Raw genomic sequence first — 23,708 nt, 5'->3', positions numbered from 1 at the left:
TAAAGGATACCTCTGCCATGCCTTCTGACGTTGTGGACAACGAACTGGATATTCGCAGCTTTTGCTGCCGTTTATGGCGTGGCAAGCGCTGGATTATCGGGCTGGCGCTGCTGTTTGCTCTGGTCGCCTGGCTGGCCACGCTGCTGCTGAAACAGGTCTGGAGCACCACGGCGATCACCGATCGTCCGACGGTGAACATGCTGGGTTCTTACTATGCGCAGCAGCAATTCCTGACCAATCTGGATGTGCGCAACAACGCCTTAACCCTGGCCGCACCTTCACCTACGGTGATGGATCAGGTTTATCAGGAGTTCACCATGCAACTCGCCTCCTGGGATACACGTCGTGAGTTCTGGCAGCAAACGGATTATTACAAGAGTCGTAAAACCGGCAATGCGCATAATGATGCCGCGCTGCTCGACGATATGATCGGCAATATCCTGTTCACGCCCGCTGACGCGGCACATAACCTGCCCGATAACGTCAAACTGAAAGCGGAAACCGCTGGCGACGCCAATAATCTGCTGCGTCAGTACATCGCCTATGCCAGTGAGCGCGCCGCGCGTCATCTGAATGATGAGCTAAAAGGTGCCTGGCGGGCGCGTACCGACCAGTTGCAGGCGCAGGTGAAACGTCAGGAAGATGTGGCTAATGCGGTGTTTCAGCGCCAGCAGCATCGGCTGGAGCAGGCGCTGAAGATCGCCAGCCAGCAGGGCATCAATGAGAAACAGACGCGTGAAGCGGGTGAAAATCTGGCAGACAGCGACCTGTTCCTGCTGGGCCAGCCCGTTTTACAGGGACAGCTGGATACGCTGCGCGCTACCGGTCCGGAGTTTGATATCAGCTATGATCAGAACAGAGCAATGCTGACCACGCTGCAGACCGGACCAAAACTGAACAGCCAGTTCCAGACCTACCGTTATCTGCGTACGCCGGAAGAGCCGGTATCACGTGACAGTCCGCGACGTCTGTTCATGATGATTATGTGGGGTGCCATTGGGGCATTAACAGGCGCGGGAGTGGCGCTGGCACGTCGTCCGCGTCTGATGTCAGACACGCATGAGTGAGAGAAACAGTGTGAAAGTTCTGACGGTATTTGGTACTCGTCCCGAAGCGATCAAAATGGCACCGCTGGTGCAGGCGCTGGCGCAGGATCCCGCTTTCGAATCGCGACTGTGCGTCACCGCACAGCATCGCGAAATGCTCGATCAGGTGCTGCGCCTGTTCAAGCTGCAGCCGGACTACGATCTCAATATTATGCGTCCCGAGCAGGGACTGACCGAGATCACCTGCCGCATTTTAGAGGGCATGAAAACCGTTCTGCTCGACTTCAAACCGGACATCGTGCTGGTGCATGGTGACACCACCACCACACTGGCGGCGAGCCTGGCGGCATTTTATCATCAGATTCCGGTCGGCCATGTGGAGGCCGGTCTGCGTACCGGCGATCTCGCCTCGCCATGGCCGGAAGAGGGTAACCGTAAACTTACCGGGCATCTTGCCCATCTGCATTTCACCCCCACCTCCCGATCGCGTCAGAATCTGTTGCAGGAAAATCTGCCCGATGCGCGCATTATCGTGACCGGCAATACGGTCATTGATGCGCTGCTGTGGGTTCGCGACAGGGTGCTGGATGACAGCAATCTGAATGCACAACTGGCGGCGCGCTATCCGTTTCTCGACCCGGATAAGAAACTGGTGCTGGTCACCGGACATCGTCGCGAAAGCTTTGGTGGCGGCTTTGAACGTATCTGCAGCGCGCTGGCGCAGATTGCCCGCCAGCATCCCGAGGCGCAGATTGTCTATCCGGTGCACCTTAATCCCAATGTCAGCGAGCCGGTAAACCGGATTCTCAGCGGCATTGAGAATATCATTCTGATTGAACCACAGGAGTATCTGCCTTTTGTCTGGCTGATGAACCGCGCCTGGCTCATCCTCACTGACTCCGGTGGCATTCAGGAGGAAGCGCCTTCGCTGGGTAAACCGGTGCTGGTGATGCGTGACACCACCGAGCGGCCTGAAGCGGTCGACGCCGGCACCGTCAAACTGGTGGGGACCGATATCGCCCGAATCGTGGCGGAGGTCAGTACCTTGCTGACTGACGACGCTGCCTGGCAGGCGATGAGCCACGCCCATAATCCGTATGGCGATGGCAAAGCCTGTGGTCGTATTTTACAAGCCTTAAAAGATAACCGAGCCGAATTATGAGTTTTGAAACCATCTCCGTGATTGGACTGGGATACATTGGGCTGCCGACGGCAGCCGTTTTTGCCTCAAAGGGAAAAAAAGTGGTGGGCGTGGATATCAATGCGCGCGCCGTTGAAACCATCAATCGTGGCGCGATCCATATCGTGGAACCCGATTTAGATCAGGTGGTGCATGCGGCTGTTACGCGTGGCGATCTGCGCGCCACCACGCAGCCGGAAGCCGCCGACGCTTTTCTTATCGCCGTACCGACCCCTTTTAAAGATGAGCATCAGCCCGATCTGCGCTTTGTGAAAGCCGCGGCGGAGTCGATTGCGCCGGTACTGAAAAAGGGCGACCTGGTGATTCTGGAGTCGACCTCACCGGTGGGCAGCACCGAACAGATGGCCGACTGGCTGGCGGCGGCGCGTCCCGACCTGCGCTTTCCTCAGCACGGTGATACGCCCGATATTTTTGTGGCCTACTGTCCGGAGCGCGTGCTGCCTGGTCAGGTGATGGTTGAGCTGATTAACAACGACCGGGTGATTGGCGGCATGACGCCAGCCTGTTCCGCCCGCGCCAGCGAGCTTTATCGGCTGTTTTTAAAAGGCGAATGCGTTGAAACCAACGCCCGAACCGCCGAGATGTGTAAGCTGACAGAAAACAGCTTCCGTGACGTGAATATCGCCTTTGCCAATGAGCTGTCGCTGATTTGTGCCGATCAGGGGATTAACGTCTGGGAGCTGATTGCGCTGGCCAATCGCCATCCGCGCGTCAACATTCTGCAGCCGGGCCCAGGCGTCGGCGGTCACTGTATCGCCGTCGATCCCTGGTTCATCGTGGCGCAGAATCCTGAATTAGCCCGGCTGATCCGCACCGCGCGCGAGGTCAATGACGCCAAGCCGCAGTGGGTGCTGGACCAGGTGAAAACCGCGCTGGCGGACTGCCTGACACAGACCGGCAAGCGCGCCAGCGATATCACCATCGCCTGCTTTGGCCTGGCCTTTAAACCCAATATTGACGACCTGCGCGAAAGCCCGGCGGTGGGCGTGGCACAGAAAATTGCAGAGTGGCACAGCGGCACCACCTGGGTGGTTGAACCCCATATTGAGCAGCTTGCTGACGCACTGGCCGACAAAGCCGTGCTGGTCTCTGCCGGGCAGGCGCTGGAACAGGCCGATATTCTGGTGATGCTGGTCGATCACCGCGCCTTCCGCGCCATTGATGGCGCCAGCGTTCAGCAGAACTGGATTGTCGACACCAAAGGTGTGTGGCGATGAGGCGTTTTCTGATCACGGGCGGTGCCGGGTTTATCGGTTCTGCACTGGTGCGCTTTCTGATCGCAGAAACCGAACATCAGGTGGTGGTGGTCGATAAACTCAGCTACGCCGGAAATCTGGCGTCACTCGCCAGCGTTGCCGACTCGCCCCGCTTTCATTTTGAGCAGGTCGATATCTGCGATCGCCCGGCACTTGATCAGGTGTTTGCCCGTCATCAGCCAGACTGTGTGATGCATCTTGCGGCTGAAAGCCATGTGGATCGCTCGATTGACGGGCCGGTAGCCTTTATCGAGACCAATATTGTCGGGACTTATCAGTTGCTGGAAGCCGCGCGTTTTTACTGGCAAAACCTGGATGACGCGCGCAAAACCGCCTTTCTGTTCCACCATATCTCGACAGATGAAGTCTTTGGCGATCTGCACGACAGCCAGGCTTACTTCACCGAAACCACACCCTATGCGCCAAGCAGTCCTTACGCCGCCAGCAAGGCCAGCAGCGACCATTTAGTGCGAGCCTGGCTGCGCACTTACGGTCTGCCCACGCTGGTCACCAACTGTTCAAATAACTACGGCCCCTGCCATTTCCCGGAGAAGCTGATCCCGCTGACCATCATCAATGCGCTGGCCGGGAAAGCCTTGCCGGTTTACGGCAACGGACAGCAGATTCGTGACTGGCTCTACGTCGAAGATCACGCCCGCGCACTCTATCAGGTGGTCAGCCATGGCAAGCCAGGCGAAACTTATAATATTGGCGGCCATAACGAGCGACGCAATATTGAGGTGGTTGAAACTATCTGCAGCCTGCTTGAAGAGCTGGCCGCAGAGCAGAAACCTGCCGGGCTGGCGCATTACCGCGACCTGATTACCTATGTCACTGACCGCCCCGGTCACGATCAGCGCTATGCCATTGATGCCAGTAAAATCGCGCATGAACTTGGCTGGGTACCGCAGGAAACCTTTGAAAGCGGCATGCGTAAAACCGTGGCATGGTATCTGGCCAATCCCACCTGGTGGCAGGCTATTCTGGATGGCCGCTATCAGGGCGAACGCCTTGGCTTATCGCAATAAACCCGCGTAAGGAGCAGCGATGAAAGGCATCATTTTAGCGGGAGGGTCGGGCACGCGGTTACACCCGATAACCCGTGCAGTATCAAAGCAACTTCTGCCGGTTTACGACAAACCGATGATCTACTATCCGCTCTCCGTGCTGATGCTGGCGGGTATTCGCGACATCCTGTTAATTACCACGCCGGAAGATCGGGCGCAGTTTGAACGGCTGCTGGGCGATGGCAGTGAATTTGGGATACGCCTCAGCTATGCGGTGCAGCCAAGTCCCGATGGGCTGGCGCAGGCCTTTATCATCGGCGAATCCTTTATCGGCGAGGATAATTGCTGCCTGGTTCTGGGTGATAACCTCTATTTTGGCCAGGGCTTCAGCCCCAAGCTCCGCAAAGTTGTTGAACAGAATCGTGGCGCAACGGTGTTCGGCTATCAGGTCATGGACCCGGAACGTTTCGGCGTGGTGGAGTTTGACGATAACTTCAAGGCGATCTCGATTGAAGAGAAACCACAGCAGCCGAAATCGCGCTGGGCAGTAACCGGGCTCTATTTTTATGACAATCAGGTTATTGAATTCGCGAAACAGGTGAAACCCTCAGCGCGGGGCGAGCTGGAAATCACGGCCATTAACCAGATGTATCTGGAGCGTGGTGAGCTGACGGTCGAACTGCTGGGACGAGGTTTTGCCTGGCTGGATACCGGCACGCACGACAGCCTGGTGGAAGCCAGCATGTTTGTGCAGACGGTGGAAAAACGTCAGGGCTTTAAAATTGCCTGCCTGGAAGAGATTGCCTGGCGCAACAGCTGGCTGAGTGATGACCAGCTGCGGGCCGCGGGTGAAGCGCTGACAAAAACCGGCTACGGCCAATACCTGCTGGATTTATTACATGCCCGTCCACGTCAATATTAATCCCCTTAGCTGGGAGAGCGCATTCTTCGGTGTTGATACCGTGCGGCTGGAGCCGCAAGGTGACATTCCGCTGGAACAGGCGCTGCGTCATCCCTGTGCGCTGATGCAGATAAAAGTCGCTGCCAGCGAGACGGCACTGATTGATACGCTGCAGCAGCATCAGTTCCGGCTGGCAGAAGGCGAAGCAGATCTGACGCTGGCGCTGAAACAGACTGAACGGCAGGCGGGAATTCGCATTGCGCGCGAAGCCCAGATCCCGCTACTGCGCGATGCTGCCTCACAGCTCTTCAGCCAGAGTCGTTTTCGCGCGCCCTGGTATGCGCCGGACGCCAGCGGACGCTTCTATGCGCAGTGGATTGAAAATGCGGTACGCGGGGCGTTTGACGATCAGTGTCTGGTGGCAAGCGATGCCGCGGGTCAGCTGCAGGGATTTGTTTCGCTGCGCGCGGTGGATGGCGATGCCCGCATTGGCCTGCTGGGCGTACTGCCCGACGCGCAGGGCCAGGGGCTGGGTCAGCGACTGATGCTGGCGGCGGCAGACTGGGCGCGGGTACGACAGCTGGCTCAGCTTCGGGTTGCTACCCAGCTCAGCAATCTCACGGCAATGCGCCTCTATTTACGCAGCGGTGCCCGGCTCGACAGCACCGCGTACTGGTTTTACAGGAAAGGTCATGATTCCATTTAATGCGCCCCCGATTGTGGGCACAGAAATTGAGTATATGCAGTCGGCGATGAACAGCGGCAAGCTGTGCGGCGATGGTGGATTTACCCGTCGCTGTCAGCAGTGGATGGAGCAGCGGTTTGGCAGCAAAAAAGTGCTGCTGACCCCCTCCTGTACCGCTTCGCTGGAGATGGCGGCGCTGTTAATCGATCTGCAGCCCGGCGATGAAGTGATTATGCCGAGCTACACCTTTGTCTCTACCGCCAACGCCTTTGTGCTGCGCGGCGCCCGCATTGTGTTTGTCGATGTGCGCCCGGACACCATGAACATTGATGAAACGCTGATCGAAGCGGCCATCACTGAAAAAACCCGCGCCATTGTGCCGGTGCATTACGCAGGCGTGGCCTGTGAAATGGACACCATTATGGCGCTGGCGGCAAAGCATAAGCTGTTTGTGATTGAAGATGCGGCGCAGGGCGTGATGTCACGCTACAAAGGTCGTGCGCTCGGCACCATCGGTCATATTGGCTGCTTCAGTTTCCACGAAACCAAGAACTACACCGCCGGCGGCGAAGGTGGCGCGACGCTCATTAACGACGCCAGTCTGGTCGAGCGCGCCGAGATCGTGCGGGAAAAAGGCACCAACCGCAGCCAGTTCTTCCGGGGTCAGGTCGATAAATACACCTGGCGCGATATGGGATCGAGCTATCTGATGGCCGATCTGCAGGCAGCCTATCTCTGGGCGCAGCTGGAAGCCGCTGAACGTATTAACCAGCAGCGGTTACGCATCTGGCAGCGTTATTACGATGCGCTGCAGCCGCTGGCGGCTCAGGGACGCATCAGCCTGCCGGTGATCCCCGCCAGCTGTGAACACAATGCGCACATGTTCTACATCAAACTGCGCGATCAGGACGATCGTCAGGCGCTGATAAACTGGATGAAAGAAGCCGAGATACTCACGGTGTTTCACTATATTCCGCTGCACAGTTCGCCCGCCGGTGAGCGGTTCTCGCAGTTTGTCGGCGACGATCGCTTTACCACGCGGGAAAGTGAACGCCTGCTGCGTCTGCCGCTGTTTTATAACCTGTCGGATAACAATCAGAGCACGGTTATCAGCTCACTGCTGAGCTTCTTTTCCTGATGTCATTAGCCAGAGCCTCAGTGTGGACCGCATCGTCCACGCTGGTAAAAATTGTGGCCGGCCTGCTGGTCGTCAAACTGCTGGCGGTCAGCTTCGGACCCGAGGGTGTCGGCCAGGCGGGGAACTTCCGTCAGTTGATCACCGTGCTGGGCGTGCTGGCGGGCGCAGGCATCTTTAATGGCGTCACCACCTATGTGGCGCAGTATCAGCAGCAGCCCGAACAGTTGCGGGCGATGGTGGGCACGGCATCAACCATGGTACTGGGCTTTTCCGGTGTGCTGGCGCTGCTGTTTCTGCTGGCGGCGGCACCCATCAGCATCGCGCTGTTTGGTCACGACCGCTATCAGGGCGTCATCCGCGTGGTGGCCTTTCTTCAGCTCGGCATCGCCTGGGCCAACTTTACCCTGGCGCTGCTGAAGGGCTATCGCGACGCGCGCGGTAATGCGCTGGCGCTGATTCTCGGCAGCCTGATTGGCGTGGCGGGCTATCTGCTCTGCTGGTGGCTGGGCGGCTATCAGGGTGCGCTGACCGGGCTGGCGCTGGTGCCGGCTTTGCTGCTGCTGCCTGCACTCCTGATGCTGAAACGCCGTGCGCCGCTGCCGCTTAGCTGGCTGCGACCGCAATGGCATCCTGAGCTGGCCCGTAATCTGGCAAAATATACCCTGATGGCGCTGATCACCGCCGTGACCCTGCCGGTCGCCTGGGTGCTGATGCGTAATCTGCTGGCGGAGCAGCAGGGCTGGGCACAGGTCGGATTGTGGCAGGGCGTCACCAGCATTTCCGATGCCTATCTGCAATTTATTACCGCGACGTTTAGCGTCTGGCTGCTGCCGACGCTGGCGCGGCTGGATAACAAACGCGACATCGCGCGCGAGATTGGCCGTGCACTGCGCTTTGTCCTGCCCGCCGTAGCGGTTGCCAGCCTGGGTGTCTGGGTACTGCGCGATTTCGCCATCAGCCTGCTGTTCTCTGAAGCGTTTCGCGGGATGCGCGATCTCTTTGTCTGGCAGCTGTGCGGCGATGTTTTTAAGGTCGGCGCCTATGTTTTCGGATATCTGGTTATCGCCAAAGCCTCGCTGCGCTTTTATGTTCTGACTGAAATCAGCCAGTTCCTGTTGCTGACGCTGTTTTCACGCTGGTTGATCCCGTTACATGGCGCGGCGGGTGCGGCGCAGGCCTATATGTTTACCTATATGGCTTACTTTGCCCTGTGTTGTGGCGCTTTTATTGTTTACTGCCGGAAAAAATGACTTTAATTCACGTTTTGGGATCGGACATTCCCCACCACAATCTTACGGTGCTGCGCTTTTTCAACGACGTACTCAGCGTTGAGCAGCCTGCGGCTGCGCCACGCCATTTTATGGTGGTGACGCAGCAGCCTGAGAGCCTGGCGCCGTTCAGTGCGTTGCAGATCGAGTGCTTTACCAGTAAGAAAGCGCTGGCGCAGGCGGTAGTGCAGCGGGCCAGAAATCGTCAGCAGCGTTTTTTCTGCCACGGACAGTTTAACCCGTGGATCTGGCTGGCGTTACTCAGCGGTAAGCTGCGTCGTTCACAGCTCTTCTGGCACGTCTGGGGTGCCGATCTTTATGAAGATTCGCGCAGCCTGAAGTTCCGTCTGTTCTATCTGGTCCGCCGGATAGCGCAGGGGCGGGTTGCGCAGGTTTTTGCGACCCGTGGCGATCTGCATCACTATCAGCAGCGCCATCGGCGCGTACCCGGTTCACTGCTCTATTTTCCCACCAGAATGCCCGCTGCAGCCGTTGAATCTGTCCCGTCGGAGCCTTTTACGCTGTTGCTGGGCAACTCGGGCGATCCGAGTAACCGGCATATCGAAGGCTTAAAAGCGATTCACGCGCAGTTTGGCGAGCAGGTGCGTATCGAGGTCCCTTTGGGCTATCCGCCAGGTAATGAGGCTTATATCAGCCAGATTCAGGCCACTGCCGATGCGCTGTTCCCGAACGGGCAGGTGAATCTGATGCGTGAAAACCTGGCGTTTGATGATTATTTAGCCCTGCTGGCGCGCTGCCATGTCGGCTATTTTATGTTTGAACGTCAGCAAGGGGTGGGAACACTCTGCCTGCTGATTCAGGCCAACGTGCCGTTTGTCCTGACCCGCAAAAATCCATTCTGGCGTGATGTGGCAGAGCAGCAGCTTCCGGTATTGTTCAGCGAAGATACGCTGTCGCCTGCGGTGATCGCCGAGGCACGTCGTCAGCTGATGAGCTGTGATAAACAGGCTATCGCCTTTTTTGCGCCGGGTTATCTGGCGGGCTGGCGGGCCGCGTTACAGCTCAGCGAAGGGGAGTTGTCATGAGTCTTATGCAGTTTGGCGGCCTGCTGGTGGTCTATTTGCTGTCGCTGGTTTTTATTCTGACCCTGACCTGGCGGGAGTTTAAGCGCGTCCGTTTTAACTTTCATCTGTTCTTCACGCTGCTGTTCTTACTGACCTTTTACTTCGGCTTCCCGCTGACCTCCGTGCTGGTGTTTCGCTTTAATGTCGAAGTGGTGCCGGTTGAGAACCTGCTGGAGGCGCTGCTGTCGGCCACGGCGTTTTACGCCATTTATTACGTCAGCTATAAAGTGCGGCTGAAACCCGCCAGCGCGTCTCCGGCGAAGCCCTGGCTGCAGATGAATCGCGTCGAAACCCATCTGACCTGCGTGATCCTGGCGCTGGTGGCGCTGGGTACGGTGACGGTGTTCTTCATTCATAACGGTTTTCTGCTGTTCCGCCTGACCGCCTATAACCAGATTTTCTCCAGTGAAGTATCGGGTGTAGCGCTTAAGCGCTTCTTCTATTTCTTTATTCCGGCGATGCTGATCCCCTACTTTTTGAGCCCGACGCGCCGCAACTGGCTGCTGTTCCTGGTGGTGACCGTTGCCTTTGGTTTACTGACCTACGCGCTGGTGGGCGGTACCCGCGCCAATATCATTATTGCGTTTGCCCTGTTCCTGTTTATCGGGATTACCCGTGGCTGGATCACTTTGTGGATGCTGGCAACGGCGGGCGTGCTGGCGATTGCAGGAATGTTCTGGCTGGCACTGCGCCGCTATAACCTCGACGTTATGGGCGATGAAGCGTTCTATACCTTTCTGTATCTGACGCGTGATACCTTCTCGCCGTGGGAGAATCTCGCCTTGCTGCTGGATAACTACGCCAGAATTGAGTTTCAGGGGCTGGCACCGCTGTGGCGTGATTTCTACGTTTTCATTCCGACCTGGCTCTGGCCGGATCGGCCGCTGGCAGTGTTAAACAGTGCTAACTACTTCACCTGGGAAGTGCTGAACAACCATTCTGGCCTGGCGATTTCACCCACGCTGATAGGGTCGCTGGTGGTGATGGGCGGCGTCTGGGCGATTCCGATCGGTGCGGTCGCGGTAGGGATGATTATAAAAGCCTTTGATGCAATCTATCAGCGTGGCTGTCTTGAGACCAACCGTTACACCGGCGCCATCCTGCAAAGCTTCTGTTTTGGCGCGGTCTTTAACATGATCGTGCTGGCACGCGAAGGCCTTGATGCGTTCGGTTCACGCGTGGTGTTTTTCTGCATCATTTTTGCTGCCTGTCTGGGCATGGCTAAATTACTTTTCTGGTTACTGGATCGCGCAGGTTTGATTCGCGACCGCAGCAGGCGGGTGTTGCACAGCCCGCTCTGAGTAGCCTCTGGGATTGACGGAAGATATGACAAAGTTAACTGAGACGCCGCAGTACCGGATTCGCGGCGTTGAGTTGTATGGCTTCGAAAACATGCCGTCGGCGGTGAATTTTCTGATGCCGCCGCACAGCGTACGCAGCGGTATTTTAGTGGCGATTAATGCGGAGAAGATCCTGACCGCTGAGCGGGATGAGGGATTACGTACGCTGTTAGCGCAGGCGGAATATGCATACGCCGATGGCATCAGCATTGTGCGCTCGATTCGTAAAAAGTATCCACACGCGTCGGTGCAGCGCATTGCGGGTGCTGATTTATGGGAAGCGCTGATGGAACGCGCCGGGCGGGAAGGGACGCCTGTATTTCTTATCGGCGGTCGTCAGCAGGTGCTGGATGAAACCTGCGATAAGCTACGTCGTCAGTGGAATGTGAATATTGTCGGGGCGCAGGACGGCTATTTTGCGCCAGCCGATCAGGATGCGCTGTTTGCCCGGATTGCGGCCAGCGGCGCGAAGCTGGTGACTGTAGCGCTGGGGTCGCCCCGTCAGGAGCTATTGATGCTGGCGTGCCGTGCGCACTGGCCTGATGCGCTCTATATGGGCGTGGGTGGAACGTACGATGTTTTCACCGGCCATGTGAAGCGAGCGCCTGAGATCTGGCAGCGGCTGGGTCTGGAGTGGCTCTATCGTCTGATTCGGCAGCCTGGCCGCCTGCGCCGGCAATTAAAACTGCTTAAATATTTGCGCTATCACTGGCGTGGCGATCTCTGATATTGCTGATAAATGCCGCATTTTTACGCGTTGTGAGAGTGGAAATGCACTATTTGTCGACAAAATGCACAAAGCGTAATCAAACGCGTCTTTTTATTTAAAAAGCACTAGACACGATGGGCGCTTATCTCTAGTATGCACATCCGCAACGGCGCTACGCGCCCGTAGCTCAGCTGGATAGAGCGCTGCCCTCCGGAGGCAGAGGTCTCAGGTTCGAATCCTGTCGGGCGCGCCATATCGTTTGTGCGCATGAGCTTCGGTGGTTGATTTACCGCGGTTGGCAGTAGAGATTTAAATGCTGCAGGTTTTTAACTTGTGACATTAAGTATTGTGGTGGCTATAGCTCAGTTGGTAGAGCCCTGGATTGTGATTCCAGTTGTCGTGGGTTCGAGTCCCATTAGCCACCCCAGATTTTGCTGGGAAACGCGAAGGTGGCGGAATTGGTAGACGCGCTAGCTTCAGGTGTTAGTGTCTTAACGGACGTGAGGGTTCAAGTCCCTCTCTTCGCACCAGGCAAAACAGTTAAAAAAATCGGCGAGTAGCGCAGCTTGGTAGCGCAACTGGTTTGGGACCAGTGGGTCGGAGGTTCGAATCCTCTCTCGCCGACCATTTTAGAAACCTGTCTGAAAAGACAGGTTTTTTTTCGTCTGCAGAAAAGAGGATGAGGACCTCGGAAGGAGGTTTGAGCCGAGCGTAGCGAGACAACGTTGCTTCAGCAACGGCCCGCAGGGCGCTGCTCGCAGAGCAGAGTAATCCTCTCTCGCCGACCATTTTAGAAACCTGTCTGAAAAGACAGGTTTTTTTTCGTCTGCAGAAAAGAGGATGAGGACCTCCGAAGGAGGTTTGAGCCGGGGCGCATGCTGTGGAACAACGTAGCGGTGAGTTCGAGCCTGCGAAGGGAATACGGTCAGATCGGAAAGGCGCTAATGCCATCCATGGCCGCTCGGCCCGCGCCGTCCCTGGCGCGGGACGCTTTCCTCCTCTGACCGTATTCCCTGCGCGTTAAGCATCTTCATTGCTGTAAACCCTAGCCCGCACAGCGGTGAGAGCGGGCAGCGTGTGAGCTTATCCGTTGCAACCAGAGTTACTAGGCTTTGATTCCGTTCGCAATATAAGCAGGAGCAACAGCGTCGTGAATTGCCGACAAATAAGTCATTGTTATTGTTGATTTCACAGAGAGATTTGCCTTGCTGTCTCCATTCAGAGACAGAGAAAATGCCAGCTGTCGCTGGATACCGACATTTCCCGACAGGCCTGTTGAATGAAGCTTTGAGCTAATTCTTTAACATGCTGATTTATTGTGATTTTAAAAATAATCATAAACCTGGCATGGCTTGTGCAATACTTCTGCTGTAGATGCTCATTCCACCTCTTATGTCTGCTGATGCTACATAAACCTGGGAATGATGCAGAGCCAATTTTAGGTACCTGTTGTCTGCCTGCCTGTATCGCGAAAGCCTTACAGGGTTAACAGACACCACGTTGAGTCAGGTACCTCCCGGTTGTCTTACCGACCTGATCTTACACCTGCCACTGGCAGGTGTTTTTTTTTGCCTGCGAAAGCGTGCTGGCAGATTGCGGGCACAAAAAAGCCGGGCAAGCCCGGCTTTATCAGGTATGAAAAGAGGATCAGGCGTTGGGATTGTTCTTCAGTGTGAGCAACAACCCTTCACGACGCATCTTCGCCGCTTCTTCCGGGCGACGCAGACGATCATAAACATCCGCCAGCCATGCATAATCAAACGCGTCAGGACGCTGTGCCAGCGCCTGCTGCAGTGCCTCAGCAGCCTGCTGCCATTCACCATGACGCATCAGCAACTGCCCCAGCGTACTGTGCAGCAGCGGTGTTGCGCCGTGTTGTTTGATTTGCTGGCGCAATACTTTCTCCAGCGCTTCCGGATTACCGCTTTTGATGCGAGGCATCAGCAGTACCAGACGATCGTCATAATGACGCTTGAGGCCCTCCAGCACGATCGATTGCGCGGTGTCGTGATCGTTGCATTCAATCAGATGATCCGCCATGGCCACCTGCAGCGTCGTTTCCTGACGGGTTTTGCGGCTCAGATCGTTCCACCAGCGCTTCAGCCCATCGCTGCCCTGGTCGGCCATCGCCTGATTCATCAGACCCAGCCAGGCCTGCTGCTGTAATGCATCACGATGCAGCTCATCGCCGACCTGCGCCTTCTGCATGGCGGGCAGAATATCCAGCAATGCACTCCAGGCACCAGTACGGACATACGCCTGTTCGGCCAGGCGCAGCACTTCAGGATGACGCGGTGCCACTTCCAGCAGACGGTCAATGCTATGACGCGCAGCATGATCTTCGTTACGTGCCAGCTGAATACGTGCGCGGGCAATTTCTACCGGAATGGTGTTGCTCTCCGACAGCTCTGCAGCACGTTCAAGATGCTGATTGGCACGGATTTCGTCACCACGCTGTTGCGCAGCTTCTGCTGCCAGCAGGTAGTTCGCCACCGGCACATCAGCGTGATCGGCATCTTTAGAAAGCAGTTTTTCCACCTGACGGTGGTCGCCTTCTGCCAGCTTCATCAGCGCCGACTGAGTATGACGCTGGGCGCGACGGCGTTTACGTCCGGTAAACCAGCCACGGGTACGCGCGCCGGTGTGCAGCACGCGGCGCAGCAGCCATTCCACGGCCAGAATCACCAGCAGGCTGAGGATGAGGATAATGACCAGGCCGGTGACGCTGGTTTCGATGTTCCAGTTATCGGTCTGAATCAGCACGTAACCCTGATGACCGGCAATCATCGGTCCCAGCACCACGCCAGCAATCAGCAGGATAAAGAGGATAAATACCTTAAGCATGCTTAGCCTCCCTGCTGATTAGCAGCGGCAGAAGGTTGCGCTAACAGGTTCCGGACGCGGGTCTGCATCAGCTGTTCCAGCAACGGCTGACTTTCCAGGTTATCCGGCAGGTCCATATTGATGTTCTGCTGGCTCAGCTCATCCAGCTGGGCAAGGAAGGCTTTGGTAGCGGCATCATTGGTGTCGTACCAGGCGCGAACCCACGCGGACACGGTGTCGATAGATTGTTTATAAATCTCATCCTGATGACGCGGTACCGCCTGAGCAGCAATCAGCAGACGCGAGCGGATATTCTCACGCAGGTAAACATCCTGATTAGGTGCCAGCAGCGGCTGGGCGGTGTTATCGCGGCGGCGGATGGTAATAAAATCATCCATAAAGTTATGCCAGCTTTTCACCAGATTCTGACGCCATTCGCGCACGGAACCTGACAGTTCACCGCCATCGCTGTCCATCGGCGCATCATCGCTGTCATTATCGGCCAGACGCAGATTATCAACGTTGTTCGACAGCTGGTTCAGTTTGAGGATCACGCCGTCATAATCGACCTGCGTAACCGAAGAGAGGTTACTGATATCCTGGGTCAGCGCACGACGCACATTCATGACGCTGGGATCGTTCATGTCGGCCAGGCTGGCATCGGCGCTTTTCAGCAGAGCAGCGGCGGTGGTGACATCCTGGTCGCTCCAGAGTTTGCGGCCAGCCAGTTTCACCAGATAGTCCGCCTGTGCCAGCAACCAGCTGCGCACGTCGTTGCCAGAAATCACGGCCACTTTTTCACGCAGGGTTTCCAGCTCTTTTGCTGACGCGTTCTGCTGTGTCTGGGCTGTCTGCAACGCGGTTTCGGCGCCGCTCAGTTGCTGAGTCAGCTGCTGTTTGTCGCTGCTGGCCTGCTGTTGCAACGCGCTTAATTGTTCGCTCAGCTTCTGATTGGTTTGTGCCTGTAAATCAGCCTGATGTTTCCCGTTAAGGTATAAACCCGCACCAATCGCCAGCGCAATGACAATCGCAACTGCACCCAGCACCATGCCACCATTTTTCGCATTACGCGGTGGTGTGCTGTTGCTGGAAGGAGAGCGGTCGACCGCTGGGGTGGTTTCTTCAACCATGGCGGAGGAGTCTTTTTGTTCCGTCATATGTGGCACATCCCATTGTTAAAGTTCAGCGTAACGCGCGCAGCAGCGCATCGTTATCGGCACCATCGGCTACCTGAATATCCTGCCAACCCAATCCTGCGGCCAGGGTAGCCAAACGTTCACTGACGACAACCAGTCGGCAGTTGAGCAGCCATTCCTCGCGATCAACTGCGGGGAACAGCGAAAAAAGCTGTTGTAACATTTCACCGCTGGTCACCACCAGCACGGAGACACCGCGATCGCGCCAGCGGCGTCCTTCAACGGGTCCATCATAATACTTCTGGCAGCGCTGATAACAGGCTGCAAACGACACCTCAGCACCTCGCCGGGTTAGCGTCTGAGCCAGCAACTCGCGTCCGGGATCGCCACGCAGGATCAGCGCACGTTTACCCGCAACCTGCTGAAGGGTATTCAGCCGGATCAATTCTTCACTGGTTTCATGCGCATGAGGCCAGGTCACCTGCTGTCCGCTGGCGGTATGAAACGCCAGGGCGGTGCTGCGACCAATTGCATAATAGTCCAGCTCAGCGGGCCATGCTGTGACGGTGTGTTGTGCGTAATGTATAACCTGCTGAGAAAGGATAAAAACCAGGTCGCCAGGGCGAAGTGCGGCGAGCTTTTGTGGCAGAGAGGTGAGATCAGCGCCCGGCGCAAATTCGATCAGCGGCAGGCTCCACGCCTGTTTGCCAAGGGCATGCAGGCGTGACACCAGCTCTGCCGCTGCGGGTTCCGGGCGCGTCACCAGAATGGTCATGCCGGCGGCTGCCCCTGGTAAACTTCCTGCAGGATTTCACGCGCGCCGCCATTGAGCAGTTCATCGGCCAGTGAAATGCCCATCTGTTCAGCCTGAGCGCGGGGACCCCGGCGTTCGCCGCTGACCATGACCCGGCCATCCGGTGCGCCGACCATGCCGCGCAGCCAGAGGTCATCGCCTTCCAGCACCGCGAAACTGCCGATTGGCACCTGGCAGCCACCCTCTAAACGGGTATTCATGGCGCGCTCCGCTCGGACACAGACTTCGGTATCATCGTGATTCAGCGCCTGCAACAGGCCAATTAAGGTGGTGTCGTCCAGACGGCATTCAATGCCGACCGCACCCTGACCCACGGCGGGCAGGGAAACTTCGGCAGGCATCGCCTGACGAATGCGATCTTCCAGTCCCAGGCGTTTCAGCCCGGCGACAGCAAGAATAATCGCGTCATACTCTCCGGCATCAAGCTTGCCGAGGCGGGTGCCGACATTGCCTCGCAGCGAGCGGATCACCAGGTCCGGACGGCGCGCACTAATCTGGCACTGACGGCGCAGGCTGGATGTGCCGACAATGGCACCCTGTGGCAGCGCGTCGATGGAGTCATAATGATGAGAAACGAACGCATCGCGCGGATCGTCGCGCTCGCAGATGGTTACCAGGCCCAGACCTTCCGGGAAATTGACCGGCACATCCTTCATCGAGTGCACCGCCATATCGGCACGGCCATCCTGCATCGCCAGCTCAAGCTCTTTGACAAACAGCCCTTTGCCACCCACTTTTGCCAGCGGCGTATCAAGGATGATGTCACCTTTCGTGACCATAGGCACCAGCTCAACGCGCAGTCCCGGATGGGCACTCATGAGTCGTTGCTGTACATAATGTGCCTGCCATAATGCGAGCGGGCTTTGTCTTGTAGCAATTCTGAAAATTTTGTCTAACATGCTGTTAACCATTTTTATCGTTCACTGAATATCCTATCATCTCTGGGTGAAGACTGTCAGTTTCAACGGATTGAAAACGGCCTGCGTGCGGTTTCAGGCCGGTTTATTAAGCCATAACGTGGGAACCAGAGCTGAAAAGGCGGGAAGCTGGTAAGAACGTGCTAAACTGTCAGGTAGCGCAACTTTCTTTACGGTCAATCTGCAGGGTGTTAGATTGATCACGTTTCCAGCAATTATCTGCCCACTTTTTTACTTTATAAGCGGCAGAGTGTGGAAACAGGGTGCTTAAACACTGGGACAATCAGGCGAAACGTCTTGTACCTCTACATTGAGACACTGAAACAGAGACTGGATGCAATTAACCAGCTGCGCGTTGATCGTGCGCTGGCTGCTATGGGACCCGCTTTTCAGCGCGTCTACAGTCTGCTGCCAACCTTATTACATTATCAACATCCGCAGATGCCGGGTTACCTTGAAGGTAGCGTTCCACATGGCATCAGCTTCTTCACGCCTGATGAAAATCAGCGTCAGCTGCTGGCCGATCTCACCGGCGACAGCGATCTGCGTCATGCCGATGCGCCGAAAGGCGAAATGCCGATCACGGCTATCTATTCTATGGGCAGCACCTCATCTGTCGGCCAGAACAGCGTCTCGGATCTCGATATCTGGGTCTGCCATCAATCCTGGCTCGATAATGAAGAGCGTCTGAATCTGCAGCGCAAATGTACGCTGCTGCAGAAGTGGTGCGTTTCGATGGGCGTAGAGGTGAGTTTCTTTCTGATTGATGAAAACCGCTTCCGCCACAACGAAAGCGGCAGTCTGGGCGGTGAAGATTGCGGTTCAACACAACACATTTTACTGCTGGATGAGTTCTACCGTACGGCAGTTCGTATGGCGGGTAAACGGATCCTGTGGAATATGGTGCCGGGCGAAGAAGAGCACAATTACGACGACTACGTAATGTCGCTCTACGCCAAAGGCGTGCTGACCCCTAATGAGTGGCTCGATCTTGGCGGCCTCGGCACGCTGTCGGCGGAAGAGTATTTCGGCGCCAGCCTGTGGCAGCTTTATAAAAGCATCGACTCCCCGTATAAAGCCGTACTGAAAACGCTGCTGCTGGAAGCGTACAGCTGGGAATACCCGAATACGCAACTGCTGGCGATGGATATTAAACAGCGCCTGCATGACGGTGAAATCATCTGCTTCGGGCTTGATCCTTACTGCATGATGCTGGAGCGCGTTACGCACTATCTGACCAGCGTTGACGATCAGCCGCGTCTTGACCTGGTGCGTCGCTGCTTCTACCTCAAAGTGTGTGAAAAGCTCAGCACCGAAGATCATCAGCACCGCACCGGCTGGCGTCGCGAAATTTTATCGCAGCTGGTCAAAGAGTGGGGCTGGAACGAAGAGAAGATTGCCATTCTGGACAACCGCGCTGAGTGGAAAATCGAGCGGGTGCGCGAAGCCCATAATGAATTGCTGGATGCGATGATGCAGAGTTATCGCAACCTGATCCGCTTTGCCCGCCGCAATAACTTAAGCGTCAGCGCCAGCCCGCAGGATATCGGTGTGTTGACCCGTAAACTGTATGCTGCGTTTGAAGCGCTGCCGGGCAAAGTGACGCTGGTGAATCCGCAGATTTCGCCCGATCTCTCCGAACCCAATCTGACCTTTATTCATGTGCCGCCTGGCCGCGCCAACCGTTCCGGCTGGTATCTCTATAACCAGGCGCCGGACATGGATTCGATTATCAGCCATCAACCGCTGGAATATAACCGCTACCTGAACAAGCTGGTGGCGTGGGCGTGGTTCAATGGACTGCTGACCCGTAAAACCCGGCTGCATATTAAAGGCAATGAGGTTTGCGATCTGGCGCGTCTGCAGGAGCTGGTTAACGATGTTTCCAGCCACTTCCCGCTGCGTCTGCCTTCGCCGACGCCAAAAGCGCTCTACAGTCCGTGCGAAATCCGGCACCTTGCGATTATTGTTAACCTTGAACACGATCCGACGGCGGCCTTCCGCAATCAGGTGGTGCACTTCGACTTCCGTAAGCTGGATGTCTTTAGTTTTGGTCAGCAGCAGCAGTGCCTGATTGGCAGCATCGATCTGCTTTATCGCAACTCCTGGAATGAGGTGCGTACGCTGCACTTCAGCGGCGAACAGGCGATGATCGAAGGGCTGAAAACCATTCTCGGCAAGATGCATCAGGATGCTGCACCGCCCGATACGGTGGAAGTGTTCTGCTACAGCCAGCATCTGCGCGGTCTGATTCGGACGCGGGTACAGCAACTGGTCTCAGAATGCATTGAGTTGCGCCTCTCCAGCACACGTCAGGAGCCGGGTCGCTTTAAAGCGCTGCGTATGGCGGGCGAGACCTGGGGCCTGTTCTTTGAACGCATGAGCGTTTCGGTGCAGAAGCTGGAAAACGCGGTTGAGTTTTATGGCGCGATCTCCAACAACAAGCTGCACGGGCTGTCGATCAAAGTCGAAACGAATCAGACGCCGCTGCCACCGGTGGTCAATGGGTATGCCAGCGAAGGCATTATTCAGTTCTTCTTTGAAAACACCACTGATGAGCGCGGCTTCAATATCTACATCCTCGATGAGACCAATCGGGTTGAGGTCTATCATCACTGTGAAGGCAGTAAAGAGGAGCTGGTGCGCGATGTCAGCCGGTTCTACTCCTCATCGCACGATCGCTTTACCTATGGTTCGAGCTTTATCAACTTCAACCTGCCGCAGTTCTACCAGATTGTGAACACCGGTGAGCGATTCCAGGTGATTCCGTTCCGTAGCCAGACGCTGACGCAGCTGTGTACCTCGCAGCCTGACAACGACAACAGCGACTATCAGCCACGCTATCAGGTGCACTGATGCTGACGGGCTGCCTGCGCTCTGCAGGTGGCCGCTATCTTCCCGGCTTGTCACCCGCTTCACGCTATTTGCGGGCATTTCCTGTTGCTTTTCCACCTTCAACTGCGATGATAAGCATCCAGGTAAAGGACATGAAGAGCATAAAGAATGAAGAAAGTAATAAGCCTGTTGGCCATGACACTGGCAGTAATCAGCCTTGCAGGTTGTGGTCTGAAAGGACCGCTCTACTTCCCGCCGAAGGATCAGCCGAAGAAACAACAAGCCCCAACCGACCGCCAGAAAGCGGATGCCTCTAAAGCCGATGTCGGCGGGCTGGTTACCGGCAATTCAGGCGTAAAAGCGAACTAATCTGATGGCTTATCCGGCGGAGCAAAAAATGCAGTTCTCCAAAATGCACGGTCTCGGCAACGATTTTATGGTTGTGGATGCGGTGACACAAAACGTCTTCTTTTCGCCGGAATTGATCCGCCGGCTGGCCGATCGTCATCTGGGGATCGGTTTTGATCAACTGCTGATTGTTGAACCGCCTTACGATCCCGATCTCGATTTCCACTATCGCATTTTCAACGCTGACGGCAGTGAAGTCGCACAGTGCGGCAACGGTGCGCGCTGCTTTGCCCGCTTTGTTCAGCTGAAAGGGCTGACCAACAAAAGTGACATCCGGGTCAGTACGCAGAATGGCCGCATGGTGTTGACCGTCACGCCTGACGACCAGGTGCGCGTGAACATGGGCGAGCCAAACTTTGAGCCTCAGCAGGTGCCGTTCCGCGCCAACAAGGCCGAAAATCTCTATCTGCTGCGCGTGGCCGAACAGACGGTGATGCTGGGTGCGGTGTCGATGGGCAACCCGCACTGCGTTATCCAGGTCGAAAGTGTCAAAACCGCGCAGGTTGAACTGCTGGGTCCGATTCTGGAGAGTCATGAACGCTTCCCGGATCGCGTCAATGTCGGTTTTATGGAGATCATCAATCCCGAACATATCCGCCTGCGCGTCTACGAACGCGGAGCGGGTGAAACGCAGGCGTGCGGCAGCGGCGCCTGTGCTGCCGTTGCATGTGGCATTCAGCAGGGCATTCTGGCAGCCAAAGTGCGTGTCGACCTGCCTGGCGGAACGCTGCACATCACCTGGAAAGGCGCCGGTCAGCCGCTCTATATGACCGGGCCTGCGACACACGTCTACGATGGGTTTATTCATCTATGAAAAATATCGAAGAGCAGGCTGACAGTTCGGTTCTGCTGGACGATCAGGCCGTCAGTGATTATCTGCGGCAGAATCCCGATTTCTTTATCCGCAATGCCCGTGCAGTTGAACAGATGGCCGTGCCGCATCCGGTGCGTGGCAGCGTCTCGCTGGTCGAATGGCATATGGCGCGGCAACGCAACCATATTCAGCGGCTGGAAGAAGAGATCACGCTGCTGATGGAGCAGGCCAGCGCTAACCACGAACTGTTTGATCGTCTGCTGTCGCTGGAGAGCCATCTGGCCGCGGCTGACTCGCTGCAGGATATGCTCAACCGTCTGCATCGCTGGGCGCGTGAGCTGGGCCTGGCGGGTGCCAATGTGCGGCTGTTCAGTGATAAATGGCTGCTGGGCGCGCCCTCCGATTTCTTTCAGCTGAGCCTCTCGCGTCAGGCGTTTGAACCGCTGCGTATTCAGCGCTTCGGTAACCAGCATCACTATCTTGGCAACATTAATGGGCCGGAACTGCTGCTGCTGTTGCCGCAGGCCAAAGCGATCGGGTCGGTTGCCATGTCGCTAATGGGTGAGGAGGGCGATCTCGGCGTGCTGGTGTTCAGCAGTCGTGACAGCCAGCACTATCAATCGGGCATGGGGACACTGCTGTTGCAGCATCTGTCGCAGATGATGCCTGATCTGCTCTCCCGCTGGGTTGAACGCGCATGAGCAGCGCGCTGCAGGAGGCCGTCGACGGATTTCTGCGCTACCTGAAAGTGGAGCGCCAGCTCAGTCCGTTAACCCAGAGCAGCTATGCGCGACAGCTTGCCGCGCTGGTGGCGATTGCTGATGAGATGAAGCTCAGCAGCTGGGCACAGCTGGAACCGGCGCAGGTGCGCAGCATGGCGGCGCGCAGCCGTCGCGCCGGACTGGCCGCCAGCAGCCTCGCGCTGCGGCTCTCCGCCCTGCGCAGTTTTCTCGACTGGCAGGTGAGCCAGGGTTTGCTTTCTGCCAACCCGGCCAAAGGGGTGATGACGCCGCGTAAAGCGCGCCATCTGCCTAAAAACATTGATGTTGATGAAGTAAACCAGCTGCTGGAGATCGACCTTAGCGATCCGCTGGCGGTGCGCGATCGGGCGATGCTGGAAGTGATGTATGGCGGCGGTTTGCGTCTCTCTGAACTGGTGAATATGGATTGTCGCCACGTCGATCTCGATTCAGGCGAAGTGTGGGTAGTCGGTAAGGGCAGCAAAGAGCGCCGGATACCGATTGGTCGCACGGCGGTCGCCTGGATCCAGCACTGGCTGCCGCTGCGTGAAACCTTTGGCGGCCAGGATGATGCGCTGTTTCTTTCGACGCGCGGCAACCGCATCTCGCCACGCAACGTGCAGAAACGCTTTGCCGAATGGGGCATCCGACAGGGCGTGGCCAGCCATATCCATCCGCATAAGCTACGACACTCATTTGCCACGCATCTGCTGGAATCCAGTGGTGACCTGCGCGCCGTGCAGGAGTTGCTGGGCCATGCAAACCTGTCGACGACCCAGATCTATACCCATCTCGATTTCCAGCATCTGGCTTCGGTGTATGACGCTGCGCATCCCCGCGCCAAACGAGGAAAGAACGAATGAAGTTTTATCGTCCGCTGTCGGCCATAAAAGCCATGACCTTCGACCTTGATGACACTCTCTACGATAACTACCCGGTCATCCGTCGTACCACCCTGGAGTCCCATGCCGCGTTACAGGCTTTTCATCCGGCGCTGCGTGACTTCACGCCGCAGGATTATCAGCAGTTGCGCGATGAGCTGCTGCAGCGCGAACCTGATATCTATCATGATGTTTCGGAGTGGCGACGCCGTTCGGTTGAGCTGGCGATGCTGAATATCGGCCTCTCTGCCGCTGAAGCCTCCGCGGGTGCGGCAGAAGTGATGGCGGTCTTCCATCAGTGGCGGAGTCAGGTCGAGATGCCGGATGAGACGCACCAGACGCTGAAAGCCCTGGCGGAGAAAATCCCGCTGGTGGCGGTCACCAACGGCAACGCCTGCCCGGAGAAAATGGGCATTGCAGAATACTTCCGCTTCACGCTGCGGGCCGGGCCAGACGGGCGCGCCAAGCCGTGGCAGGATATGTATCAGCTTGCCGCGCAACGCCTTGATATCGCGCCACACCATATTCTGCACGTGGGTGATGACCTGACCACCGACGTGGCGGGCTCACTGCGCTGCGGGCTGCAGGCCTGCTGGATTAACCTGCGGCAGGGCAACCTGATGCATATCCCTGATGCGCGCCTGTTGCCGCACGTCGAAATTTCGCGGTTGGCATCACTCACCTCACTGCTATAATGGCTGTAA

21 protein-coding genes, 4 tRNA genes and 1 other RNA gene are annotated in these 23,708 nt (G+C 56.7%); 22 read left to right on the top strand and 4 right to left on the bottom strand.

The genetic code is table 11. The features are described 5' to 3' along the window. Positions 1-17 precede the first annotated feature (17 nt). The 16 genes from wzzE (at position 18) to ACX8ZY_RS19015 (ending at position 12,424) form a co-directional block, all read left to right on the top strand. Positions 18-1,067, top strand: a complete 1,050-nt coding sequence (gene wzzE, locus ACX8ZY_RS19090) for an ECA polysaccharide chain length modulation protein (protein ID WP_010257365.1) — start codon at positions 18-20, stop codon at positions 1,065-1,067. 10 nt (positions 1,068-1,077) lie between these two features. After that, positions 1,078-2,208, top strand: coding sequence for a non-hydrolyzing UDP-N-acetylglucosamine 2-epimerase (gene wecB, locus ACX8ZY_RS19085; RefSeq protein ID WP_033759719.1), 1,131 nt, complete (start codon positions 1,078-1,080; stop codon positions 2,206-2,208). After that, positions 2,205-3,464 carry a UDP-N-acetyl-D-mannosamine dehydrogenase gene (wecC, locus tag ACX8ZY_RS19080; protein WP_010257361.1) on the top strand — a complete coding sequence of 420 codons (1,260 nt, stop codon included), beginning with the start codon at positions 2,205-2,207 and terminating at the stop codon, positions 3,462-3,464. Before wecB ends, wecC begins: the two co-directional genes overlap by 4 nt. Next, positions 3,461-4,531 (top strand): dTDP-glucose 4,6-dehydratase, encoded by a 1,071-nt coding sequence (gene rffG / locus ACX8ZY_RS19075; protein WP_033767584.1) that lies wholly within the window; start codon positions 3,461-3,463, stop codon positions 4,529-4,531. Before wecC ends, rffG begins: the two co-directional genes overlap by 4 nt. Before the next feature lie 19 nt (positions 4,532-4,550). Continuing rightward, on the top strand, positions 4,551-5,432 hold the full coding sequence (gene rfbA, locus ACX8ZY_RS19070; protein WP_010257356.1) for a glucose-1-phosphate thymidylyltransferase RfbA: 882 nt from the start codon (positions 4,551-4,553) through the stop codon (positions 5,430-5,432). Next, a complete protein-coding gene (gene rffC, locus ACX8ZY_RS19065; protein ID WP_010257353.1) occupies positions 5,410-6,117 on the top strand; it encodes a dTDP-4-amino-4,6-dideoxy-D-galactose acyltransferase in 708 nt (235 codons plus the stop codon). The genes rfbA and rffC overlap by 23 nt, the downstream gene beginning before the upstream one ends. After that, positions 6,104-7,234: a dTDP-4-amino-4,6-dideoxygalactose transaminase gene (gene rffA, locus ACX8ZY_RS19060; RefSeq protein WP_010671668.1), complete on the top strand. Its 1,131-nt coding sequence runs from the start codon at positions 6,104-6,106 to the stop codon at positions 7,232-7,234. Before rffC ends, rffA begins: the two co-directional genes overlap by 14 nt. Then, a complete protein-coding gene (gene wzxE / locus ACX8ZY_RS19055) occupies positions 7,234-8,484 on the top strand; it encodes a lipid III flippase WzxE (RefSeq protein WP_033780852.1) in 1,251 nt (416 codons plus the stop codon). The genes rffA and wzxE overlap by 1 nt, the downstream gene beginning before the upstream one ends. Beyond that, a complete protein-coding gene (gene wecF / locus ACX8ZY_RS19050; protein WP_158132091.1) occupies positions 8,481-9,548 on the top strand; it encodes a TDP-N-acetylfucosamine:lipid II N-acetylfucosaminyltransferase in 1,068 nt (355 codons plus the stop codon). Before wzxE ends, wecF begins: the two co-directional genes overlap by 4 nt. Further along, positions 9,545-10,888, top strand: a complete 1,344-nt coding sequence (gene wzyE, locus ACX8ZY_RS19045) for an ECA oligosaccharide polymerase (RefSeq protein WP_033767575.1) — start codon at positions 9,545-9,547, stop codon at positions 10,886-10,888. The genes wecF and wzyE overlap by 4 nt, the downstream gene beginning before the upstream one ends. 25 nt (positions 10,889-10,913) lie before the next feature. Further along, positions 10,914-11,654 carry a lipopolysaccharide N-acetylmannosaminouronosyltransferase gene (gene wecG, locus ACX8ZY_RS19040; protein WP_010671671.1) on the top strand — a complete coding sequence of 247 codons (741 nt, stop codon included), beginning with the start codon at positions 10,914-10,916 and terminating at the stop codon, positions 11,652-11,654. A 158-nt stretch (positions 11,655-11,812) separates the two neighbouring features. Next, positions 11,813-11,889 (top strand) — tRNA-Arg (locus ACX8ZY_RS19035). Between the two features lie 98 nt (positions 11,890-11,987). Further along, positions 11,988-12,063 (top strand) — tRNA-His (locus ACX8ZY_RS19030). 16 nt (positions 12,064-12,079) lie between these two features. After that, positions 12,080-12,166: transfer RNA gene (locus tag ACX8ZY_RS19025), tRNA-Leu, on the top strand. A 20-nt stretch (positions 12,167-12,186) separates the two neighbouring features. Further along, a tRNA-Pro gene (locus ACX8ZY_RS19020) sits at positions 12,187-12,263 on the top strand. A 31-nt stretch (positions 12,264-12,294) separates the two neighbouring features. After that, positions 12,295-12,424: non-coding RNA, RtT sRNA (locus ACX8ZY_RS19015), on the top strand. A gap of 859 nt (positions 12,425-13,283) precedes the next feature. Here the strand turns inward: ACX8ZY_RS19015 and hemY are convergent. From hemY to hemC, 4 genes are read right to left on the bottom strand one after another with little or no spacing between them, the layout of a single operon-like run. Continuing rightward, complete coding sequence (gene hemY, locus ACX8ZY_RS19010) at positions 13,284-14,480, bottom strand: protoheme IX biogenesis protein HemY (RefSeq protein WP_010257339.1); 1,197 nt, start codon at positions 14,478-14,480, stop codon at positions 13,284-13,286. A 2-nt stretch (positions 14,481-14,482) separates the two neighbouring features. Further along, entirely contained in the window at positions 14,483-15,616 is a 1,134-nt protein-coding gene (hemX, locus tag ACX8ZY_RS19005) for a uroporphyrinogen-III C-methyltransferase (RefSeq protein ID WP_010257336.1), read from the bottom strand. A 25-nt stretch (positions 15,617-15,641) separates the two neighbouring features. Then, complete coding sequence (hemD, locus tag ACX8ZY_RS19000) at positions 15,642-16,370, bottom strand: uroporphyrinogen-III synthase (protein ID WP_033767572.1); 729 nt, start codon at positions 16,368-16,370, stop codon at positions 15,642-15,644. Continuing rightward, positions 16,367-17,308, bottom strand: coding sequence for a hydroxymethylbilane synthase (hemC, locus tag ACX8ZY_RS18995; protein ID WP_031292611.1), 942 nt, complete (start codon positions 17,306-17,308; stop codon positions 16,367-16,369). The genes hemD and hemC overlap by 4 nt, the downstream gene beginning before the upstream one ends. Before the next feature lie 315 nt (positions 17,309-17,623). Between hemC and ACX8ZY_RS18990 the strand changes: the two genes are divergently transcribed. From ACX8ZY_RS18990 to yigB, 6 genes are all read left to right on the top strand, one after another. Next, positions 17,624-20,182, top strand: a complete 2,559-nt coding sequence (locus tag ACX8ZY_RS18990) for a class I adenylate cyclase (protein WP_010257330.1) — start codon at positions 17,624-17,626, stop codon at positions 20,180-20,182. A 147-nt stretch (positions 20,183-20,329) separates the two neighbouring features. After that, positions 20,330-20,530, top strand: a complete 201-nt coding sequence (lptM, locus tag ACX8ZY_RS18985) for an LPS translocon maturation chaperone LptM (RefSeq protein WP_010257328.1) — start codon at positions 20,330-20,332, stop codon at positions 20,528-20,530. A gap of 28 nt (positions 20,531-20,558) precedes the next feature. Then, complete coding sequence (gene dapF / locus ACX8ZY_RS18980; protein WP_031292612.1) at positions 20,559-21,383, top strand: diaminopimelate epimerase; 825 nt, start codon at positions 20,559-20,561, stop codon at positions 21,381-21,383. Beyond that, positions 21,380-22,084, top strand: coding sequence for a DUF484 domain-containing protein (locus ACX8ZY_RS18975; protein ID WP_010257324.1), 705 nt, complete (start codon positions 21,380-21,382; stop codon positions 22,082-22,084). Before dapF ends, ACX8ZY_RS18975 begins: the two co-directional genes overlap by 4 nt. Beyond that, positions 22,081-22,986, top strand: coding sequence for a tyrosine recombinase XerC (gene xerC / locus ACX8ZY_RS18970; RefSeq protein WP_010671674.1), 906 nt, complete (start codon positions 22,081-22,083; stop codon positions 22,984-22,986). Before ACX8ZY_RS18975 ends, xerC begins: the two co-directional genes overlap by 4 nt. Continuing rightward, complete coding sequence (gene yigB, locus ACX8ZY_RS18965) at positions 22,983-23,699, top strand: 5-amino-6-(5-phospho-D-ribitylamino)uracil phosphatase YigB (RefSeq protein WP_033785783.1); 717 nt, start codon at positions 22,983-22,985, stop codon at positions 23,697-23,699. Before xerC ends, yigB begins: the two co-directional genes overlap by 4 nt. The last annotated feature ends 9 nt before the right edge of the window (positions 23,700-23,708 follow it).

It is taken from the genome of Pantoea sp. XAF26B01_ASV70, from assembly GCF_054512635.1.
The sequence above is the reverse complement of the archived record's forward strand: the minus strand, read 5'-3'. Positions and strand labels throughout refer to the sequence as shown.

Excerpts from the sequence above, each read along its gene's own strand:
- rffG (WP_033767584.1), top strand. The coding sequence starts at position 3,461 with ATGAGGCGTTTTCTGATCACGGGCGGTGCCGGGTTTATCGGTTCTGCA.
- rffA (WP_010671668.1), top strand. The coding sequence starts at position 6,104 with ATGATTCCATTTAATGCGCCCCCGATTGTGGGCACAGAAATTGAGTAT.
- xerC (WP_010671674.1), top strand. The coding sequence starts at position 22,081 with ATGAGCAGCGCGCTGCAGGAGGCCGTCGACGGATTTCTGCGCTACCTG.
- hemX (WP_010257336.1), bottom strand. The coding sequence starts at position 15,616 with ATGACGGAACAAAAAGACTCCTCCGCCATGGTTGAAGAAACCACCCCA.
- dapF (WP_031292612.1), top strand. The coding sequence starts at position 20,559 with ATGCAGTTCTCCAAAATGCACGGTCTCGGCAACGATTTTATGGTTGTG.
- yigB (WP_033785783.1), top strand. The coding sequence starts at position 22,983 with ATGAAGTTTTATCGTCCGCTGTCGGCCATAAAAGCCATGACCTTCGAC.
- ACX8ZY_RS18975 (WP_010257324.1), top strand. The coding sequence starts at position 21,380 with ATGAAAAATATCGAAGAGCAGGCTGACAGTTCGGTTCTGCTGGACGAT.
- hemD (WP_033767572.1), bottom strand. The coding sequence starts at position 16,370 with ATGACCATTCTGGTGACGCGCCCGGAACCCGCAGCGGCAGAGCTGGTG.
- rffC (WP_010257353.1), top strand. The coding sequence starts at position 5,410 with ATGCCCGTCCACGTCAATATTAATCCCCTTAGCTGGGAGAGCGCATTC.
- wzyE (WP_033767575.1), top strand. The coding sequence starts at position 9,545 with ATGAGTCTTATGCAGTTTGGCGGCCTGCTGGTGGTCTATTTGCTGTCG.
- rfbA (WP_010257356.1), top strand. The coding sequence starts at position 4,551 with ATGAAAGGCATCATTTTAGCGGGAGGGTCGGGCACGCGGTTACACCCG.
- lptM (WP_010257328.1), top strand. The coding sequence starts at position 20,330 with ATGAAGAAAGTAATAAGCCTGTTGGCCATGACACTGGCAGTAATCAGC.
- wecF (WP_158132091.1), top strand. The coding sequence starts at position 8,481 with ATGACTTTAATTCACGTTTTGGGATCGGACATTCCCCACCACAATCTT.
- wzxE (WP_033780852.1), top strand. The coding sequence starts at position 7,234 with ATGTCATTAGCCAGAGCCTCAGTGTGGACCGCATCGTCCACGCTGGTA.
- wzzE (WP_010257365.1), top strand. The coding sequence starts at position 18 with ATGCCTTCTGACGTTGTGGACAACGAACTGGATATTCGCAGCTTTTGC.
- wecC (WP_010257361.1), top strand. The coding sequence starts at position 2,205 with ATGAGTTTTGAAACCATCTCCGTGATTGGACTGGGATACATTGGGCTG.
- wecG (WP_010671671.1), top strand. The coding sequence starts at position 10,914 with ATGACAAAGTTAACTGAGACGCCGCAGTACCGGATTCGCGGCGTTGAG.
- hemC (WP_031292611.1), bottom strand. The coding sequence starts at position 17,308 with ATGTTAGACAAAATTTTCAGAATTGCTACAAGACAAAGCCCGCTCGCA.
- hemY (WP_010257339.1), bottom strand. The coding sequence starts at position 14,480 with ATGCTTAAGGTATTTATCCTCTTTATCCTGCTGATTGCTGGCGTGGTG.